Raw genomic sequence first — 15,531 nt, forward strand, 5'->3', positions numbered from 1 at the left:
TGGGGAGGGGGCAATGACGATCAACCATAAGAAGACGCCCCGGAGGAAACGCCCATGGACCACCAGCCCGCCACCCCCAAACCGACCCGCGTCTACTACTTCGGCACCTGCCTCGTCGACCTGTTCTTCCCCGACGCCGGCATGGCCGGCATCGAGCTGCTGCAGGCGCAGGGCCTCACCGTCGTCTTCCCGCAGGGGCAGAGCTGCTGCGGCCAGCCCGCCTACAACTCCGGCTACCGGGCCGAGGCGCTGAAGGTCGCCCGCGCGCAGCTCGATCTGTTCCCCGGCGACGACCCCATCGTCGTGCCGTCGGGCTCCTGCGCCGGCATGATGAAGAAGCACTGGCCCGACCTGTTCCACGGCGAGCCGGACGAGGCCAAGGCGGTGCAGGTGGCCTCCCGCGTCTGGGAGCTGACCCAGTTCCTGGTCCAGGCGCTGGAGGTCCGGCTGACCGACAAGGGCGAGCCGGTGCGCGTCACCTGGCACGCCTCCTGCCACGCGCAGCGCGAGATGGGGGTGGTGGACGAACCGAAGGCGCTGCTGCGCCAGCTCGCCAACGTCGAGCTGGTGGAACTGGCACGCGAAAAGGAATGCTGCGGCTTCGGCGGCACCTTCGCTGTGCGCCACCCGGAGATCTCGGCGGCGATGGTCGGCGACAAGGTGGCGGACATCGCCGGCACCGGCGCGGCGCGCGTGGTGTCGGGCGACTGCGGTTGCCTGCTGAACATCACCGGCGCGCTGGAGGCCGGGCGCCAGCCGGTGCAGGGCCAGCACATCGCCCAGTTCCTGAAGGAGCGCACCCATGGCTGACGGCACCGTCGATTTCGCAGCGGCGTCGCGCGCCGCGCTGCAGGACCCGCAGTTGCGCGGCAACTTCCGCCGCGCCATGGACGGGCTGATGGGCAAGCGCGCCGCCCAGTTCCCCGACGCGGCGGAATGGCGCGGCGTGCGCGAGCTCGCCGCCGCCGTCCGGCTGCGCGCCCTGGCCAAGCTGCCGGAGTTGCTGGAACGGCTGGAGGAAAACTGCAGCCGCAACGGCATCACCGTCCATTGGGCCGCCACCACCGCCGAGGCCAACGCCATCGCGCTCGACATCCTGCGCAAGGTCGACGCCAAGCTGGTGGTCAAGGGCAAGTCGATGGTGACGGAGGAGATGCACCTCAACGCCGTGCTGGAAGACCATGGCATCGAGGTGCTGGAAAGCGACCTCGGCGAATACATCGTGCAGCTGGACGGCACCATGCCGTCGCACATCATCATGCCGGCGATCCACCTGAACACCAAGCAGATCGCCCACCTGTTCAAGCGCAAGATCAAGGACGCCGAAAGCCGCGAGGATGCCGCCTACCTGACCGACCTCGCCCGCCGGGTGCTGCGCGCCAAGTTCCTGGCCGCCGATGTCGGCATGTCCGGCGTCAACGCCGCGGTGGCGGAAACCGGCACGCTCTGCCTGATCGAGAACGAGGGCAACGGCCGGATGTGCACCACGGTGCCGCCGGTCCACATCGCCTTCATGGGGCTGGAGAAGGTCGTCGAAAAACTGGAGGACGTGCCGCCGGTCATCAGCCTGCTGCCGCGCTCCGCCACCGGGCAGCCGATCACCACCTACGTCAACATGATCTCCGGTCCCCGTAAATCGGGTGAGAAGGACGGCCCGCGCGAGGTCCATCTGGTGATCCTCGACAACGGGCGGTCGTCGATCTACGCCGACCCGGAGCTGCGCGACACGCTGCGCTGCATCCGCTGCGGCGCCTGCATGAACCATTGCCCGGTCTACACCAAGGTCGGCGGCCACGCCTACGAGGCGCCCTATCCCGGCCCGATCGGCAAAATCCTGGTGCCGCAGATCGAGGGGCTGGAGACACGCGGCGCCCTGCCCCACGCCTGCACCATGTGCAACGCCTGCGTCGAGATCTGCCCGGTCAAGATCCCGATCGTCGAGATCATGGGCCGCCTGCGGGTCGAGGCGGTGCGCCCCGGCGGCGCGGTGAAGGACGGCGGCGCCAAGGCCAGCCGCGCCGAGGCGATGGTGTGGAGCGGCTGGGCGGCGATGAACGCCTCCCCCACCGCCTACCGCATCGCGACCTTGGCGATGAGCCGGCTCGGCAACGCGGCGCCGTCGTCGCTGCCGCTGCTGAAGGACTGGACCCGCGTCGACAACGAGGCGGTCCGCAGCAAGCCGCGCTTCGCCACCCGCACCCTGCATGACCTCGCCCGCGCCAAGGGGATTCCCGATGCCTGACGCCCGCTCCGCGATCCTGGCCAAGCTCCGCGCCGACCGCGACGCCCACCCGCTGACCCCGCCGGCGTCGGACTTCACGCCGATCGAGGCGAAGCGCTGGCCGGATGATGACCGCCTGCCGCGCATCCGCCGCCTGATGGAAGCGGTGCACACCGAGTTCCTCGACGCCACCGACACCGACTGGCCGGCGGTGCTGCGGGAGTTCCTGGCCCGGGAGGGCGTCGGCACGCTGCTGTACGCGCCGGAAACGGAAGTGGGGAAGCGGTTGGAACGGGAGTGGGAGAGGGAGGGGACCCACGAAGTGGAGAGGGTGAGGGGTGATCCAAGATGCGAGCGCATCGATCCTTGCCTCACCCCTCACCCTTCCCATGCTCCGCATGGGCCCCTTCCCTCTCCCGGGGCGGGAGAGGGACCCACCCTCATCCCCTACGACAAACCCATCGAAGACCTGAAGCCCCAGCTCTTCACCGCCATCGACGCCGGGCTGACCACCACCCGCGGCGCCATCGCCGAGACCGGCAGCCTGATCCTGTGGCCGAGCGCCGACGAGCCGCGCACGCTGTCGCTCGTCCCGCACATCCACATCGCGCTGCTGCGCGCCGACGCGCTCTACGACACGTTCCTGCAGGCGATGCGCGAGCAGCGCTGGGCCGACGCCATGTCGACCAACGCGCTGCTGATCTCCGGCCCCAGCAAGACCGCCGACATCGAGCAGACGCTGGCCTACGGCGTCCACGGCCCGAAGCGGCTGGTGGTCCTGGTGGTGCGGAGCTGACCGATCAGGCCGGGCGGACGGCGGCCGGGCGCGACACCGGGACCGCCGGCTTGCGGCCGTAGCGGGCGACGCTCAGCCCTTCCATGTCGATGTCGGTCTGGCGGCCGCTGACCACGTCGGCCAGCACCCGGCCCGACCCGGCGGACATCGTCCAGCCCAGCGTGCCGTGGCCGGTGTTGAGGTACAGGTTGCGGATGTCGGTGCCGCCCAGGATCGGCGTGCCGTCCGGGGTGTTCGGGCGCAGGCCGGTCCAGAACTCCGCCTGCGACAGGTCGCCGCCCTGCGGGAACAAGTCGCGGACGACATGGTCGAGCGGCCCGCGGCGGCCGGCGCGCAGCGTCAGGTCGAAGCCGGTCAGCTCCGCCGTGCCGCCGACGCGGATGCGGTCGCCGAGGCGGGTGACGGCGATCTTGTGCGTCTCGTCCATCACGGTGGATTCCGGCGCGCCGGCGGCGTCGGTGATCGGCAGGGTCAGCGAATAGCCCTTCACCGGATAGACCGGCAGGTCGATGCCCAACGGCTTCACCAGCTTGGGCGAGTAGCTGCCCATGGCGACGACGTAGCTGTCGGCGGTCAGCACGCCCTGGTCGGTGACGACGCCGGTGATCTTGCGGCCGTCGCTCTCCAGCCCGCGGATCGCGACGCCGTAGCGGAACTCCACCCCACGCTTGGCGGCGTAGTCGGCCAGCTTGTTGGTGAACTGGAAGCAGTCGCCGGTCTCGTCGCCCGGCAGGTGCAGGGCGCCGACCAGCTTGTCCTTCACCCGCGCCAGCGCCGGCTCGACCGTGGTCAGGCCGTCGCGGTCGAACAGGCTGTAGGGCACGCCGTAGCGCTCCAGCACCGCCATGTCGTAGCCGGCGGCGTCCATCTGCTTCTGGGTGCGGAAGACCTGGAGCGTGCCCTGGGTGCGCTCGTCATAGGTGATGCCGGTCTCGGCGCGCAGCGCCTTCAGGCAGTCGCGGCTGTATTCGGCGACGCGGACCATCCGGCTCTTGTTGAGCTGGTAGCTCGCCTCGTTGGCGTTGGCGAGCAGCTTCAGGCACCACGACCACATGGCCGGGTCCAGCTTCGGCCGGATCACCAGCGGCGAATGCTTCATCAGCATCCACTTGGCGGCCTTCAGCATCAGGCCGGGGGCGGCCCACGGCGCGGAGTAGCCCGGCGACACCTCGCCGGCGTTGGCGTAGCTGGTCTCCAGCGCCGGACCGGTCTGGCGGTCGATGACCGTCACCTCATGCCCGGCCCGCGCCAGATAATAGGCGGTCGAAACACCGATGACGCCGCTGCCCAGAACGATCACGCGCATGAGACTGGCTCCCGAGGGATGAAGGACTTCGCTTGGCGGTGACATTCGCAAGCGGCGTGCCAGACGCGGGAACGGCGGATTTGCTGCGATGCGACGGGGGCGGTGGGTGGGTGGGTGTATGTGGATGTTTACAGGGTGCCGGGTGTGGCGGGCGATGACTAGGACGAATCGTTTCAAATCAAAGGGTTGCCGGTGGTGTAAAGATTTTGATACGGCGTAATGGATTGTGTACAGTGGTGTCTCGATGCCCCCTCCCTAACCCTCCCCCGCCTTTGGCGGGAGAGGGGACTGCCGCCGCTTCGCCCAAGGCACCCTCTCCCTCGAAGAGGGGGAGGGTCGGGGTGGGGGCATCCGGCAGCCGACACCTCCCCACCCGCAGTTCCCCCACCCCCCATGCGCATCGAAGTCACCTTCGCCGACCGGGTCGGCATCGCCCATGAAATCCTCGCCGTGCTGGCGATCCGCCGCCTCAACGTCGTCGCCGTCGAGGTCGATCCGCCGCTGATCCACATCGACGCTCCCGGCCTCGACCCGGCGGCGCTGCCGGCGCTGGCCGACGCGTTGCGGGCCATCGTCGGGGTGCGCTCGGTCGCCGCCATCGACATGCTGCCCGGCACGCGGCGGCGGCTGCATCTCGACGCGCTGCTGGCCGCCCTGCCCGACCCGGTGCTGGCGGTCGACCGCGCCGGCCGCGTCGTGGTGGCGAGCGCGGCGGCGGCGGCGGTCGCCGGCCTGGCCGAATCACAACTGGCCGGCCGCGACCTCGGCGCGCTGTTTGGCGAGCCCGCCCTGACCGGCGAGTTGATCGGCGGCGGTTTCCGCATGTCGGGGCGCGAGGTGACGCTGAACGGCCAGCCCTTCCTGCTGGAGGTCACGCCGATCGTCGACGTCGAGGCGGCGGGCGCCGTCATCACCCTGTTCACCCCGTCGCGGCTGGGCGAACGGTTGGACGCGCTGCAGAATTTCGACGAGGGCGGCTTCGACCGCATCCTCGGCGAATCGCCGCCGGTGCGGACGCTGAAGGCGCGGGCCACCCGCGTCGCCGCGATGGAGGCGCCGCTGCTGATCCTGGGCGAGACCGGCACCGGCAAGGAGCTGATCGCCCACGCCTGCCACCGCGCCAGCCCGCGCCGCGACAAGCCCTTCCTGGCGCTGAACTGCGCCGCGGTGCCGGAGAATCTGGCGGAGAGCGAGCTGTTCGGCTACGCCCCCGGTTCCTTCACCGGGGCCCAGCGCGGCGGCAAGCCGGGGCTGCTGGAACTGGCGCACGGCGGCACCGTCTTCCTCGACGAGATCGGCGAGATGTCGGCCTATCTCCAGGCCAAGCTGCTGCGCTTCCTCAACGACGGCAGCTTCCGTCGGGTCGGCGGCGAGCGCGAGCAGAAGGTCGACGTGCGGGTGATCAGCGCCACCCACCGCTCGCTGGAGGCGATGGTCGCCGACCACAGCTTCCGCGAGGATCTGTTCTATCGCCTGAACGTGCTGACCCTGCAGGTGCCGCCGTTGCGCGAGCGCGGCAGCGATATCCTGCTGCTCGCCCGCCATTTCATCGCCCGCGCCTGCGCCCAGGCCCGCCGGCCGCCCTGCCGATTGACCGCGGCGGCGGGATCGGCGCTGCTGGCCAACCGCTGGCCCGGCAACGTGCGGCAATTGGAAAACGTCATCTTCCGCGCGGTGACGATGAGCGACGGCGGCGCGCTCGACACCGCCGACCTGGAACTGGCCGGGGCCGGCATGGCGCCGGCGGACGGCCCGGCGGACGAGGCGGAGGGCTGGGAGGAGGCGGTGGCGGGTTTCGAGCAGGCGCTGCTGCGCCGGCTCTACCCCCGCTTCCCCTCCAGCCGGAAACTGGCGGCGCGGCTCAACACCTCGCACACCATGATCGCCAACAAGCTGCGGAAATACCGCATTCCGGAGCGTTAGGAGCTTTTTAATTGCCTCAGTCGCCGGCGCGGGCATCCGCCCGCTTGGCTATCGCGGGCACGAGCCCGCTGGGCCGCCGTCGCGGCCCTCCAACGGCACTGGTCATTGACCAGCGCCATTGACCTCAGTCTGCGGTTACCGACCGGATCTCGTCCTGGCTGAAGCGCTGTTGCTCCTCCATGACCATCTGCGACAGCTCGCGCTTCAGGCGGTTGAACTCCGGCGCGGCGCCGTCGCGGGGGCGAGGCATGTCGACGCGGACGTCGCGCTTGATGGTGCCCGGCCGGTAGGTCATCACGATGATGCGGTCGGCCAGATAGATGCTCTCCTCGATCGAGTGCGTCACGAACAGGATGGTCTTGCCGACCTCCTCCCAGATGCGCAGCAGCTCGTCCTGCAGGGTGCGGCGGGTCAGGGCGTCGAGCGCGCCGAACGGCTCGTCCATCAGCAGGATCGGGCTGTCGAGCGCCAGGACGCGGGCGATGGCGACGCGCTGGCGCATGCCGCCGGACAGATCCTTGGGATAGCGGTTGCGGAAGTCCTGCAGATGCAGCTTCTGCAACAGCCACTCGACCCGCTCGGCGATCTCCGCCTTCCCCATCTTCTTGATTTCAAGGCCGAAGGCGACATTCTGCGCCACCGTCATCCAGGGGAACAGGGCGTATTCCTGGAACACCATGCCGCGGTCGGGGCCGGGCGCGGTGATGGTGCGGCCATCGACCGTCACCGCCCCCTTGGTCGGCGGCTGGAAGCCGGCGACGGCGTTCAACAGGGTGGACTTGCCGCAGCCCGAGGGGCCGAGCAGGCACACGAACTCGCCCCGGCGGATGTCCAGGTCGATGCCCTGGAGCGCCACGATCTTCTGCGGGCCGACGGTGAAGGTCTTCTCCACGTCGCGCACCCGGATCTGCACCGGGGCGGTGTCGGCCGTTGGCAGGCTGTCCGCGATGGTCTTCAGCATGGGCGTCATCTCCATCCCTCCCGGTTAGTTTTCCAGGCCGCGGTGCCAGCGCAGCAGGTGGTTGTTCAGGCGGTTCATCGCGATGTCGATCGCCAGCCCCAGCAGGCCGATGGTGAACATCCCGGCGATGATCTTGTCGGACCACATGAACTCGCGCGCCTCCAGGATGCGGAAGCCGAGGCCGGAGTTGACGGCGATCATCTCCGACACGATCACGACGATGAAGGCGGTGCCGATGCCGATGCGGGCGCCGGCCAAGATGTAGGGGGTGGCGGCGGGCAGGATGACGCGGACGAACATCGTCAACCGCCCGGCGCCCAGGTTGCGGGCGGCGCGCAGATAGATGCCGTCGACATGCCGCACCCCGGCGATGGTGTTCATCAGCACCGGGAAGAAGGCGCCGATGGCGATCAGGAAGATGGCGGGCGCGTTGCCCAGACCGAACCACAGGATCGCCAGCGGGATGTAGGCGATCGGCGGGATCGGCCGCAGCACCTGCATCAGCGGGTCGAACAGCGCGTAGACGCGCGGGTTGCCGCCCATCGCCAGCCCCAGCGGCAACGCCAGCCCGGCGCCGACCGCAAAGCCCAGCACCACGCGGTACAGGCTGGACCAGGCGTCGAACAGCATCTCGCCCGACAACGCCCACAGGATCCAGCTGGATTGCGCCGGGTCATAGGGGTCGGCCGGCAGCAGATAGGCCCACCAGCGTTCGACCACCGCCACCGGCGAGGGCAGCACCACCGGGTTGATCATTCCCGACGACGACAGCCCCTGCCACAGGGCGATCATCAGGACGGGAACCAGGGCGCCGCGAACCACGACGGCGGGCGAAAAACGGGGCTTGGCTTGGGACATGGCGCGTCCTCCTTCCGCTGGAATGGGCTCAGTTGGTCTTGGAGGCGGCCTTGGCCTTTTCCAGCAGGTCGAGCTTCACCCAGTCGGCGGCCTTCGGCGGCGCGTCCATGCGGCCGACGCCGAACTTCTGCATCATGTCCGTCGTGGTCTGCACATGCTCGGCCGTGATGTCGTAGCTGTAGGGCGAGTTGCCGATGGCGTCCTTGAAGTCCTGGCTGGTGATCTGGCCCTTGAACATCTGCTCGCGGACGTATTTCTCGGCGAGGTCGGGGTTGGCGATGAAGGTCGCGGTCGCCTCGACGAAGCAGCGGATCAGGCGCTCGGCCACGTCGTGCTTCTTCGTGTAGAAGGCCTCGGTGACGACCAGCGAGCGGACCGGCTCGCCCAGCTCGGTGTCGTAGGGCTTGACCACCTCGACGCCGAAGCCCTTGTTGATGGCCTGGCTCGACTGCGGCTCCGACTGCGACATGGCGTCGATGTTGCCGGACAGCAGCGCCTGGTTCATGTCGGCGTAGGCCATGTAGACGATCTGCACGTCCTTGCCCGGACGGTCGGACCAGCTCAGCCCGTGCTTGGACAGTTCGGCCAGCAGGATCAGCTCCTGCGCGCCGCCGCGCGGGGTGGCGACCTTCTTGCCCTTCAGGTCGGCGATGGTCTTGATGCCGGCATCGGGCTTGGCGACGATGCGGGCGCCGCCCTTGGCGAAACCGGCGACGGCGTAGATCGGCACGCCCGAGGCACGGCCGGCGATGGCGGCGTCGACCGCGCTGGCGGCGACGTCGATCTCGCCGGCGACGATGGCGGGCAGGATGTCGATGCCCTTGGGGAAGACCCGCTCTTCGATCTTCAGGTCGTACTTGCCGGCGATCTCCTTCATGTAGGACACCGCGCCGTAATGGGCGAATTTCAGGTTGCCCAGTCGGACCAGATCGGCGGCCCCGGCGGCCTGGGTGACCAGGGCGGCGGCGGCGAAGGCGGCGGCGGCAAGCAGGCTCTTCCTGAGCATGATTCTCTCCCAAGGCTTGGTCCACGGCCCGTCGCCGCGGTTGCCCCGGTATCAGCAAGGCCCGTGCCACCATCCGTTGGCCGCGCAAACAGTTGGAAAGCCTGGACCGGGCCGTGCGGCTCCGACCGCGGATCGGCGGATTTCCGCCGTCCGGCCGCTCGTCATCGGCGGAAATCCGCCGACGGCCGGCATCCTGCGGCAGGACGCCGCGACGGCCACGCGGCGCCGGACCGCCAACGACAAGCCATCGCAGCGCTCTGCAAAACCGTGTAGAAGATGCTGCACCTGCGAAACCAAAAAGGAATGGGGACAATGACCGAGAGCACGGGAACCACCGAGGTCCAGACCATCGGCGTCATCGGTGCCGGCACCATGGGCAACGGCATCGCCCAGGTCTGCGCCATCGCCGGCCTGACGGTGGTGATGACCGACATCTCCGACGCGGCGGTGCAGCGCGGGCTGTCGACCGTGGGCGGCAGCCTTGACCGTCTGGTCAAGAAGGAGAAGATGACCGCCGCCGACCGCGAGGCGGCACTGGCCCGCATCACCGCGACGACCGACAAGTCGAAGCTGGCGAGCTGCGACCTGGTGATCGAGGCGGCGACCGAGAACGAGGATCTGAAGGTCAAGATCCTGAAGGATCTCTGCAGCTTCCTGAAGCCGGACGCGCTGGTCGCCACCAACACCTCGTCGATTTCCATCACCAAGCTGGCCGCGGCGACCGACCGTCCCGACCGCTTCATCGGCATGCACTTCTTCAACCCGGTGCCGCTGATGGCGCTCTTGGAGCTGATCCGCGGCATCCAGACCTCCGACGACACCCACGCCAAGGCCGAGGCCTTCGCCAAGCGCGTCGGCAAGGCACCGATCACCGCCAAGAACAGCCCCGGCTTTGCGGTCAACCGCATCCTGTGCCCGATGATCAACGAGGCGATCTTCGCCCTTCAGGAAGGTCTGGCCACGGCGGAGGACATCGACGCCGGCATGAAGCTGGGCTGCAACCACCCGATCGGCCCGTTGGCGCTGGCCGACCTGATCGGTCTGGACACCATGCTGTTCATCATGGACGTCTTCTACCAGGGCTTCAACGACCCGAAGTACCGCCCGGCCCCGCTGCTGAAGGAGATGGTCGACGCCGGCTACCTCGGCCGCAAGTCCGGCCGCGGCTTCTTCGACTACAGCAAGCCCGCGAAGTGATGGGGTCGGGGGCATGGCCGAGGTGCGATGCCCCCTCACTCCCGCTCGATCGAGCGGGTCCCGCCCTCCCCCGCCTGTCAGCGGGAGAGGGTCAGGGAGGGGGCCAAGTTCACCGCCCCCTCATCCCCTCACGGAAACTCCCGCACCGTGTGCAGGTGGTTGAGCGGCCCGTGGCCATGCCCCAGCCCAGGCGCGGTCAGGATCGCCGTCTCGACAAAGGCGCGCGCACGGGCCACCGCGTCGCGGGTCGTCAGCCCCTGGGCCAAGCCGGCGGCGATGGCCGACGCCAGCGTGCAGCCGGTGCCGTGGGTGTGCGGCGTGTGGATGCGGGTGCCCTCGAACAGCGTCTCGCCCTCCTCCGTCAGCAGGAGGTCGTGCAGACGGTCGTCCTCCAGATGCCCGCCCTTCAACAGCACCGCCTTCGGGCCGAAGGTCAGGATCAGTTTGGCGGCGCGGCGCATGTCGTCCAGGTCGCGGATCGCGATGTCGGTCAGCGCCTCGGCCTCCGGCAGGTTCGGCGTCACCAGCTCGGCCAGCGGCAGCAGCCGCTTGCGCAGGGTCAGCACCGCGTCGGGGTCCAGCAGATGGTGGCCGCTCTTGGAAATCATCACCGGATCGACGACCAGCGGGACGTTCACCGCCTGCGCCTCGTATTCGGTCGCCACCGCCTCGATCACGGCGGCGTTGGCGAGCATGCCGATCTTCACCGCGTCGGCGCCGATGTCCTCCAGCACCACCTTCATCTGGAGCGCGACGAAGGCCGGATCGACCGGGATCACGCCATAGACGCCGGTGGTGTTCTGCGCGGTCAGCGCGGCGATCGCCGTCGCGGCGTAGGCACCGAGCGCGCTCACCGCCTTGATGTCGGCCTGGATGCCGGCGCCGCCCCCCGAATCCGACCCGGCGACGATCAGGACACGACCCTTCATTGCGCGGCCTCCAGCTTGCGGTTGGCGCCGGCCTGGATGGCGTCGGCGATGTCGGCGACCACGCGGTGAACCAGGGCCTCGTCGTCGCCCTCCGCCATCACGCGGATGACCGGCTCGGTGCCCGACTTGCGGATCAGGATGCGGCCGCTCGACGCCAGCTGCGCCTCGCCGTCGCGGATCGCCTGCTGGACGACGGTGTCCTCCAGCGGCTTGGTCCCGGCGGCGAAGCGGACGTTGGTCAGCTTCTGCGGCACCGGTTCGAACACCCGGCAGACCTCGCTGGCCGACCGGCCGTTCGCCTGGATCAGCACCGCCAGCACCTGCAACGCCGCGATCAGCCCGTCGCCGGTGGTGGAGTAGTCGGACAGCACGACGTGCCCCGACTGCTCGCCGCCGACGTTGTAGCCGCGCTCCCGCATCAGCTCGACCACGTAGCGGTCGCCGACCGGCGTGCGCGCCAGATGCAGGCCGAGCCCGCCGAGATGGCGCTCCATGCCCAGGTTGGACATCACCGTGGCCACCACGCCGCCGCCGCGCAGCGTCTGCGACGACGCCCAGGAGGTGGCGATCAGCGACATCAGCTGGTCGCCGTCAATCGGGCGCCCGGCCTCGTCGACCATGATCAGGCGGTCGGCGTCGCCGTCCAGCGCGATGCCGAGATGGGCGCCGTGGGCGACCACCTGTTCCTGCAGGGTCTGGGTGGCGGTGGCGCCGCAGCCCTTGTTGATGTTGGTGCCGTCGGGGTTGACGCCGACCGGGATCACGTCGGCCCCCAGCTCGTACAGCACCTTGGGCGCCACCTTGTAGGCGGCGCCGTTGGCGCAATCGACGACGATCTTCAGCCCGTCGAGCCGCAGGCCGCGCGGGAAGGTGTTCTTGACATACTCAATGTAGCGGCCGGTGGCGTCGTCCAGCCGGCTGGCGCGGCCGAGATCGGCCGGCCCGGCGAGGTCGGGGGCGAAGGGCTGCGTCATCCGCGCCTCGATCGCCGCCTCGACGCCGTCGGACAGCTTGTAGCCGTCGGGGCCGAACAGCTTGATGCCGTTGTCCTGGTAGGGGTTGTGCGAGGCGGAGATCACGACGCCCATGTCGGCGCGCAAGCTGCGGGTCAGCATGGCGACCGCCGGGGTCGGCAGCGGCCCGACCAGCACCACGTCCATCCCCATGGAGATGAAGCCGGCGGTCAGGGCCGGTTCCAGCAGATAGCCGGACAGGCGGGTGTCCTTGCCGATCACCACCCGGTGCCGATGGGAACCGCGGCGGAATTGCAGCGCGGTCGCCATCGCCACGCGCAGGGCCGTTTCGGCGGTCATCGGGTCGACGTTGGCGGTGCCGCGGATGCCGTCGGTGCCGAACAGGTGTCGCGTCATGAGAACCTCGGGTAGAGCCTCGGGCGTTCCGCGATCCGGATCGACGGACCGGGAGCGCCAAATGAAGAGTGTTTCTTCACCCGCCCGCGCCCGCGGGTCAAGCATCCTTCGGCGTCTGTGCGAAAGGGGTAGGCGCGGCCAAGGTCCGGCGCGGGATCAGAGCGGATGCAGCCCTTCCCACAGGGCGCGCGCCTGGGCGGTTTCGGCGACGTCGTGGACGCGCAGGATCTGCGCCCCCTGGTTCAGCGTCTCCAACCCGGCGGCGAGCGACCCGGCCACACGGTCCTTCGGCGCCTCGCCGCGTGACAGGCGGCCGATGAACGCCTTGCGCGACAGGCCGATCAGCACCGCGCAGCCCAGCGCGTGGTACAGCGCGGTGTGGCGCAGGATCTCCAGGTTGTGCTCCACCGTCTTGCCGAAACCGATGCCGGGATCGACGGCGATGCGCTCCGCCGGCACGCCGGCGGCGGTGCAGCGGGCCACCCGCGCCTCCAGCCAGTCGAACACGTCCAGCGCGGCGTCGCGGTAGGTCGGGTCCTTCTGCATGGTCCCGGGCTCGCCCTGCATGTGCATCAGCACCACCGGCATGGCGGTGCGCGCCACCACCGGCAGCGCGTCGGGGTCGCCGAGGCCGGCGATATCGTTGACGATGCGGGCGCCGGCCGCCGCCGCGGAGTCCATCACCCGGGCGTGGCGGGTGTCGACCGAGACGACGGCGCCCTTCGCGGCGAAATGACGGATCACCGGCAGGACGCGCGCCTCCTCCTCCTCCGGCGGAACCGGGGCGGCGCCGGGGCGGGTGGACTCGCCGCCGATGTCCAGCAGGTCGGCGCCGGCCGCCAGCATCGCCTCGCCGTGGGCGATGGCGGCGGCGGGGTCGAAGAAATCTCCGCCGTCGGAGAAGCTGTCGGGCGTCACGTTGACGATGCCCATGATCCGCGGCCGGTCGAAGGCCAGCCCGCCGAACGGCGCCCGCGCCCGGGTCAGCGCGCCGAGCTGGCGGTCGAGCGCCTCCGCCACCGGGCGCGACCGCTCCCAGCCCCAGGCCATGATCTCCGACAGCGGGGCGAAGGCGCGGTCGAGGCGGGCGCCGCCGTCGCGGACGATCAGCTCGGCGGTGGAAAAGGCGAAGCGCCCGCCGGCCAGCGGCACCGCCGCCCCCTTGGCCCAGGCGGCGACCGGCATCAGCCCGACCGGGCGCAGATAGACCCGCACCCCCTCCTCCACCGCCCAGGGGCAGAAACCCGCCAGCGAGCCGGCTGCGGACTTGGCGGCCACGGGTTTGGACGCGGGTTTGGCGGAGGTCGGCGGCATCGGAAAACCCCTGGCATCACGGGAACGCTCCACCGTTCCTGGCACGGCGCCCCGCCGCAAGGCAAGGAGCAATCAGAGCCGCGCCGCCTCCTCGCCGATGCGCTGCCGCAGCCAGCTGTGGGAGGGGGAGCCGGTGTTGCGGCGGTGCCAGATCATCGACACCTCGTAATCGCCGGATTCGAACGGCAGCGGGCTGGTCGCCAGCCCCAGCGCGTCGGCGCAGAGCCGGGCCAGCCGGGCCGGCAGGGTGGTCAGCATCGGCGCCCGGGTCAGGATCATCGGGATCGCCAGGAACTGCGTGGTCGAGGCGGCGACCCGCCGCCGGGTGCCCAGCGCGTGCAGCTCGTCGTCGACGAAGCTGGTCAGCCCGCCGCGCAGCGACGGCATCAGGTGGGGATAGCGGGTGTAGTCCTCCAGCCCGATCGGCGGCGTCACCGGCACCAGCGCCGGGTTGAACAGGCAGACATGCTCCTCGCGGTAGAGGAACTGGCGGTCGTGCCAGCGCCGCAGATCCTCGATGTAGCCGATCGCCAGATCGACGCTGCCGTCGTCCAGCGCGTTCAGCGTGGCGTCGGGGTCGAGGCTGCGCAGCGCCACCGACACCCGGAGGTCGCCCTGCGCCGCGTCGCGCAGGATGCCGGTCAGCAGCACCGCCTGCATCGAATCGGAGGTGGAGATCGTGAAGCTGCGCTCCTCCCGCAGCGGATCGAAACCCTCCTCCGCCGACAGCGCCCGTGCGGCGCCGATCAGCAGGTCGCGCAGCGGCTCGGCCAGACGCTGGGCGCGCGGCGTCGGCTCCATCCGGTTGCCGGTGCGCACGAACAGCGGATCGCCGACCAGCGTCCGCAGCCGGCCCAGCGCGTGGCTGACCGCCGATTGGCTGACGCCCAGCGCCTCGGCCGCGCGCGAGACGTTGCGCGTTTCCAGCAGCGCGTCGAACACCTTGATCAGGTTCAGGTCGAGGGCAGGGTTATGAATGGCTCTCATGGCGATATGAATGCAGCCCATCTAGTTCATTGTGCACTGTACCGTGTATTCTGCACAGCCGACGTTCACCCGCCATCCCAATCGGGCGGAACGTCCCATCGATCGTACAGCATCGTCAGCCAACGCCCAAAACCGGGCAGCGGATCCACCCGCGGGGTTTCCGGGGTTACGTCCGTTCAGGGAGAAAGAGGCACAAGCCATGATCAGCATCAACGTCAACGGTGAGGAACGGCAGGTCGACGTACCGGGCGACATGCCGCTGCTGTGGGTCCTGCGGGACGAGTTGAACATGACCGGCACCAAGTTCGGCTGCGGCATCGCCCAGTGCGGCGCCTGCACCGTCCATGTCGACGGCCAGCCGATCCGCGCCTGCCAAACGCCGGTCAGCATGCTGACCCCGGAGTCCAAGGTCACGACGATCGAGGGCGTCCGCGGCAAGGCGGCGGAGGCCGTGCAGGCGGCGTGGCAGAAGCTGGACGTCGTCCAGTGCGGCTATTGCCAGTCCGGCCAGATCATGAGCGCCATCGCGCTGCTGACCGACAACCGGAACCCGACCGACGCGGACATCGATTCGGCAATGGACGGCAACGTCTGCCGCTGCGCCACCTATGTCCGCATCCGCGCGGCGATCAAAGACGCCGCCCAGACGATGAGGGCCTGATC

General features: G+C 69.6%; 14 protein-coding genes. 6 read left to right on the plus strand and 8 right to left on the minus strand.

Annotation, left to right across the window (positions count from 1 at the left end):
- The first annotated feature begins 54 nt into the window (after window positions 1-54).
- The 3 genes from TSO352_RS19935 to TSO352_RS19945 are packed head-to-tail and all read left to right on the plus strand — an operon-like array spanning window position 55 to window position 3,017.
- A complete protein-coding gene (locus TSO352_RS19935) occupies window positions 55-810 on the plus strand; it encodes a (Fe-S)-binding protein (protein WP_109109000.1) in 756 nt (251 codons plus the stop codon).
- Window positions 803-2,242 carry a LutB/LldF family L-lactate oxidation iron-sulfur protein gene (locus TSO352_RS19940; protein ID WP_109109001.1) on the plus strand — a complete coding sequence of 480 codons (1,440 nt, stop codon included), beginning with the start codon at window positions 803-805 and terminating at the stop codon, window positions 2,240-2,242. The genes TSO352_RS19935 and TSO352_RS19940 overlap by 8 nt, the downstream gene beginning before the upstream one ends.
- On the plus strand, window positions 2,235-3,017 hold the full coding sequence (locus TSO352_RS19945) for a lactate utilization protein (RefSeq protein ID WP_109109002.1): 783 nt from the start codon (window positions 2,235-2,237) through the stop codon (window positions 3,015-3,017). Before TSO352_RS19940 ends, TSO352_RS19945 begins: the two co-directional genes overlap by 8 nt.
- Before the next feature lie 4 nt (window positions 3,018-3,021).
- Here the strand turns inward: TSO352_RS19945 and TSO352_RS19950 are convergent, their stop codons facing one another.
- Window positions 3,022-4,323, minus strand: coding sequence for a D-amino acid dehydrogenase (locus TSO352_RS19950; protein ID WP_109109003.1), 1,302 nt, complete (start codon window positions 4,321-4,323; stop codon window positions 3,022-3,024).
- Window positions 4,324-4,716: 393 nt separating this feature from the next.
- Here TSO352_RS19950 and TSO352_RS19955 point away from each other — a divergent pair, with 393 nt between their 5' ends.
- Window positions 4,717-6,246 carry a sigma 54-interacting transcriptional regulator gene (locus tag TSO352_RS19955; RefSeq protein ID WP_109109004.1) on the plus strand — a complete coding sequence of 510 codons (1,530 nt, stop codon included), beginning with the start codon at window positions 4,717-4,719 and terminating at the stop codon, window positions 6,244-6,246.
- A gap of 124 nt (window positions 6,247-6,370) precedes the next feature.
- On the opposite strand, the gene TSO352_RS19960 is transcribed toward TSO352_RS19955, so the two are convergent.
- From TSO352_RS19960 to TSO352_RS19970, 3 genes are read right to left on the minus strand one after another with little or no spacing between them, the layout of a single operon-like run.
- On the minus strand, window positions 6,371-7,207 hold the full coding sequence (locus TSO352_RS19960) for an ABC transporter ATP-binding protein (RefSeq protein WP_109110752.1): 837 nt from the start codon (window positions 7,205-7,207) through the stop codon (window positions 6,371-6,373).
- A 24-nt stretch (window positions 7,208-7,231) separates the two neighbouring features.
- Window positions 7,232-8,065, minus strand: a complete 834-nt coding sequence (locus TSO352_RS19965; protein WP_109109005.1) for an ABC transporter permease — start codon at window positions 8,063-8,065, stop codon at window positions 7,232-7,234.
- A 28-nt stretch (window positions 8,066-8,093) separates the two neighbouring features.
- On the minus strand, window positions 8,094-9,071 hold the full coding sequence (locus tag TSO352_RS19970; RefSeq protein WP_109109006.1) for an ABC transporter substrate-binding protein: 978 nt from the start codon (window positions 9,069-9,071) through the stop codon (window positions 8,094-8,096).
- A gap of 312 nt (window positions 9,072-9,383) precedes the next feature.
- Between TSO352_RS19970 and TSO352_RS19975 the strand changes: the two genes are divergently transcribed.
- Window positions 9,384-10,268 (plus strand): 3-hydroxybutyryl-CoA dehydrogenase, encoded by an 885-nt coding sequence (locus TSO352_RS19975; protein ID WP_109109007.1) that lies wholly within the window; start codon window positions 9,384-9,386, stop codon window positions 10,266-10,268.
- A 128-nt stretch (window positions 10,269-10,396) separates the two neighbouring features.
- Here the strand turns inward: TSO352_RS19975 and thiD are convergent, their stop codons facing one another.
- The 4 genes from thiD to TSO352_RS19995 form a co-directional block, all read right to left on the minus strand.
- Window positions 10,397-11,197, minus strand: a complete 801-nt coding sequence (thiD, locus tag TSO352_RS19980; protein ID WP_109109008.1) for a bifunctional hydroxymethylpyrimidine kinase/phosphomethylpyrimidine kinase — start codon at window positions 11,195-11,197, stop codon at window positions 10,397-10,399.
- A complete protein-coding gene (glmM, locus tag TSO352_RS19985; protein ID WP_109109009.1) occupies window positions 11,194-12,567 on the minus strand; it encodes a phosphoglucosamine mutase in 1,374 nt (457 codons plus the stop codon). The genes thiD and glmM overlap by 4 nt, the downstream gene beginning before the upstream one ends.
- Before the next feature lie 156 nt (window positions 12,568-12,723).
- Window positions 12,724-13,881, minus strand: coding sequence for a dihydropteroate synthase (folP, locus tag TSO352_RS19990; protein ID WP_109109010.1), 1,158 nt, complete (start codon window positions 13,879-13,881; stop codon window positions 12,724-12,726).
- Between the two features lie 72 nt (window positions 13,882-13,953).
- Window positions 13,954-14,868: a LysR family transcriptional regulator gene (locus tag TSO352_RS19995; protein WP_109110753.1), complete on the minus strand. Its 915-nt coding sequence runs from the start codon at window positions 14,866-14,868 to the stop codon at window positions 13,954-13,956.
- Window positions 14,869-15,067: 199 nt separating this feature from the next.
- Here TSO352_RS19995 and TSO352_RS20000 point away from each other — a divergent pair, with 199 nt between their 5' ends.
- Window positions 15,068-15,529, plus strand: coding sequence for a (2Fe-2S)-binding protein (locus tag TSO352_RS20000; protein ID WP_109109011.1), 462 nt, complete (start codon window positions 15,068-15,070; stop codon window positions 15,527-15,529).
- The last annotated feature ends 2 nt before the right edge of the window (window positions 15,530-15,531 follow it).

The organism is Azospirillum sp. TSO35-2 (assembly GCF_003116095.1).
Taxonomy (GTDB): Bacteria; Pseudomonadota; Alphaproteobacteria; order Azospirillales; family Azospirillaceae; genus Azospirillum.

Coding starts and splice junctions, on each gene's coding strand:
- TSO352_RS19935 (WP_109109000.1), top strand. CDS start 55: ATGGACCACCAGCCCGCCACCCCCAAACCGACCCGCGTCTACTACTTC.
- TSO352_RS19940 (WP_109109001.1), top strand. CDS start 803: ATGGCTGACGGCACCGTCGATTTCGCAGCGGCGTCGCGCGCCGCGCTG.
- TSO352_RS19945 (WP_109109002.1), top strand. CDS start 2,235: ATGCCTGACGCCCGCTCCGCGATCCTGGCCAAGCTCCGCGCCGACCGC.
- TSO352_RS19950 (WP_109109003.1), bottom strand. CDS start 4,323: ATGCGCGTGATCGTTCTGGGCAGCGGCGTCATCGGTGTTTCGACCGCC.
- TSO352_RS19955 (WP_109109004.1), top strand. CDS start 4,717: ATGCGCATCGAAGTCACCTTCGCCGACCGGGTCGGCATCGCCCATGAA.
- TSO352_RS19960 (WP_109110752.1), bottom strand. CDS start 7,207: ATGCTGAAGACCATCGCGGACAGCCTGCCAACGGCCGACACCGCCCCG.
- TSO352_RS19965 (WP_109109005.1), bottom strand. CDS start 8,065: ATGTCCCAAGCCAAGCCCCGTTTTTCGCCCGCCGTCGTGGTTCGCGGC.
- TSO352_RS19970 (WP_109109006.1), bottom strand. CDS start 9,071: ATGCTCAGGAAGAGCCTGCTTGCCGCCGCCGCCTTCGCCGCCGCCGCC.
- TSO352_RS19975 (WP_109109007.1), top strand. CDS start 9,384: ATGACCGAGAGCACGGGAACCACCGAGGTCCAGACCATCGGCGTCATC.
- thiD (WP_109109008.1), bottom strand. CDS start 11,197: ATGAAGGGTCGTGTCCTGATCGTCGCCGGGTCGGATTCGGGGGGCGGC.
- glmM (WP_109109009.1), bottom strand. CDS start 12,567: ATGACGCGACACCTGTTCGGCACCGACGGCATCCGCGGCACCGCCAAC.
- folP (WP_109109010.1), bottom strand. CDS start 13,881: ATGCCGCCGACCTCCGCCAAACCCGCGTCCAAACCCGTGGCCGCCAAG.
- TSO352_RS19995 (WP_109110753.1), bottom strand. CDS start 14,868: ATGAGAGCCATTCATAACCCTGCCCTCGACCTGAACCTGATCAAGGTG.
- TSO352_RS20000 (WP_109109011.1), top strand. CDS start 15,068: ATGATCAGCATCAACGTCAACGGTGAGGAACGGCAGGTCGACGTACCG.